We start from the raw sequence: 2,564 nt of genomic DNA, 5'->3' as shown, positions 1-2,564 counted from the left end.
CAAACTGTTAAGGAAACAATCGGAGTTGGTGTAAACGAAAAAGCAGCCTTGAGTTCTGATAAAAACTGCCCTTTCGTTTACATCAATTTCGATTTTACCTTGGTGAACAAAGTCGCGTCCCTTTAGCCGATAGCTATGGGGATTCAATCGTTGCTCTTTTCCTTAAGTTTATCATACTGGGTGTTTTGGTAAAAGTTTTTTTATTCAAGAAATCAATTTCAGGCATGACAAACAAACCTCCTATGCGGAAGTCATTTATTCTATGCAATTGTAGATTTTAACATCTCATATGTGCATGAAAAGAAGAACTGTATTTATCTTTGCGGGGTGATACCATATTCCCTCCGCAAGAAGAACATTTGCATACATCAATGTGATACAAAACCTTTATCATTTCTACTGCATTTAGATTTTTTAATGTAGAAATGTATTTCTTGCATCCAAGCAGGTTTCTGCAGAGAGTTATCTTTTTTCTCTTGTTTCTACATGATAGCAGACCATAGTGCCGGATTCTGACAAATCGTTTGGGTGGAACATGCATCATGAATCGACGGATGAATTCTTCTCCTGAAATTGTTTTCTCTTTCCAGTGGCCTTCGTTTTTATAGTCTTTTACTGCATATGTAACTGTCGTATCCGTCATGGATTTGATTCGATGATTACTGATTGCTATCCTGTGGGTATATTTTCCAAGATAATTGATAACCGACTGTGCACCATTGAAAGTTTCTTTACAGTAAGTGACCCAGTTCTTTTCATAACACTTATCAAGAAGTTCTTTAAAACGATAGCTGTTCTGATATTTCTCTGCTGTACCATGAAATTTAAGCTTAGAATCATTCCACAGGCTTTTTAACTCATCCAGATATTTTCCACGGAACACTTTTGAGATGACACCATATGGGAGAAAAAAATTTCCACCTGTGTCTTTCCATTTATTTTCATCATCAAGCCCACCTCCAAGAACAATGGTATGAATATGAGGATGATAATTCATTGCAGAGCCCCAGGTATGAAGAATGCAGATATACCCTATATCAGCTCCCAGATACTTTGCATCTTTTGACAATTCATTCAATGTGGCTGAAGCAGCATGATACAGTGCATCATATAACAGCTTCTGGTTGCTGTAAATAATGGAATTCAATTCCTCAGGAACTGTGAATACTACATGATAACAGGGTGCATCCAATACGTTCTCTTTTTGTGCATCAATCCATTTCTCTTTCGGAAACTCCTGGCACATGGGACAGCATCTGCTTCTGCAGGAGTTGTTGTGAACACTGATACATCCGCAGTCCTCACAAACACTGATGTTTACACCAAAAACTCCTGTTTTACAGTTTCTGATGTGATAAGCCGTTTTTCTGTGATGAGCAGGAGGGTTACTCCTCTTTTCATAGGAAGGATAGAACCGTTCAAATACATCCTGTATCGTACATGATTTATCCATAATCATTCACCACCCATCTCATCAAATGGGCTTTTAATACCAAGCAGAGTTTTATTGCTTACATGCAGATAAATCTCTGTTGATTTTGGATCACGATGTCCCAAAAGAGCCTGAATATATTTTATATCGCAGCCTGACTCAAACAGATGACTTGCAAAACTATGACGCAAACAATGTGTGGAGACGTGTTTTTGAATGCCTGCTCTTTCGGCGCTTTCACGAAAAAATTGAATGACACTATCTTTTGTAAGATAATCCCCTGTCCATGAACTTGGGAACAGAATCCCTCTTGGCCTGCCACATTGAAACCAGTATTCTGTCAATATTTCAAGCGTCCGGTCTGCAAGCAAAGTATAACGGTCAGATCGGCTTTTTCCATCGCGGATGTGTATGGTTTTGTTCGTGCGTGAAATATCATCATAATGAAGGTGTGTGACTTCTGAAACACGAAGTCCACCTGAATACATAGTAGCGATCATAGCTTTATGCTTCAGATTTGGTGTAGCATCAAGAATAGCTGATATTTCTGCTTTTGTAAGCACCGCTGGTAACTTTCTGTCCCTTTTCATACGAGGTATGTCATCATCATCCCAATTCATCTTCAATACTTTTTTGTAAAAGAAGCGGATTCCTGAATGGTAGTGATTGTATGTTTCTGGTGAAATCCCGGAAAGTTTCTTTTCAGTTAGGAATGTATCAACATCGTCAGTTGTTAATGCATCTATATCCTTGGCTGTGTGGTTCAAAAAATGAGCAACACTGGTACAGTATGCATGAATTGTGGAATCCTTGAGATTCCGTTTATTCGCAGCAGATCTAATCTGATTAAAAATTTCTTCGTACATAATAAAATCCTCCATGTAAAGTAAATCGTAAATGTATAAACACTGCTTACATAGAGGAGCATTAGCATAATAAAACTGCTTGCCAGAAAGGCAGCTCAATGGTATTCTTATCATAGGCAGTGGGGATGTCGATCCTGTTTGATTGTTGGTTGTGGTGACTTAACAATACTACTTGTAGGACTTGGTTTCCACTGCTTTTTATTAAAGTGTAAAGAAAAACTGCGCCATAGCCTTGGCAGGCCATCGCGCAGCGATTTTGTTCAACT

3 protein-coding genes are annotated in these 2,564 nt (G+C 38.5%); all 3 read right to left on the bottom strand.

The genetic code is table 11. The features are described 5' to 3' along the window. Window positions 1–277 precede the first annotated feature (277 nt). The gene (locus DW904_RS22460; RefSeq protein ID WP_118584329.1) at window positions 278–1,459 is read right to left on the bottom strand and encodes an IS91 family transposase; all 1,182 of its coding nucleotides are present in this window, start codon (window positions 1,457–1,459) and stop codon (window positions 278–280) included. Then, entirely contained in the window at window positions 1,456–2,298 is an 843-nt protein-coding gene (locus tag DW904_RS22455) for a tyrosine-type recombinase/integrase (RefSeq protein WP_015514772.1), read from the bottom strand. Before DW904_RS22455 ends, DW904_RS22460 begins: the two co-directional genes overlap by 4 nt. 61 nt (window positions 2,299–2,359) lie before the next feature. Then, the coding region (locus DW904_RS23310; protein WP_207664942.1) for a hypothetical protein at window positions 2,360–2,564 on the bottom strand (205 nt) is incomplete at its 5' end.

It is taken from the genome of Ruminococcus sp. AM42-11, assembly GCF_003480145.1.
Taxonomy (GTDB): domain Bacteria; phylum Bacillota; class Clostridia; order Lachnospirales; family Lachnospiraceae; genus Blautia_A; species Blautia_A faecis.
Note: the sequence above shows the minus strand (reverse complement) of the source record. Positions and strands in the feature narration are given on the sequence as shown.

What these genes read in the sequence shown, in the direction of transcription:
- DW904_RS22460 (WP_118584329.1), bottom strand. Translation starts at nt 1,459, where the DNA reads ATGATTATGGATAAATCATGTACGATACAGGATGTATTTGAACGGTTC.
- DW904_RS22455 (WP_015514772.1), bottom strand. Translation starts at nt 2,298, where the DNA reads ATGTACGAAGAAATTTTTAATCAGATTAGATCTGCTGCGAATAAACGG.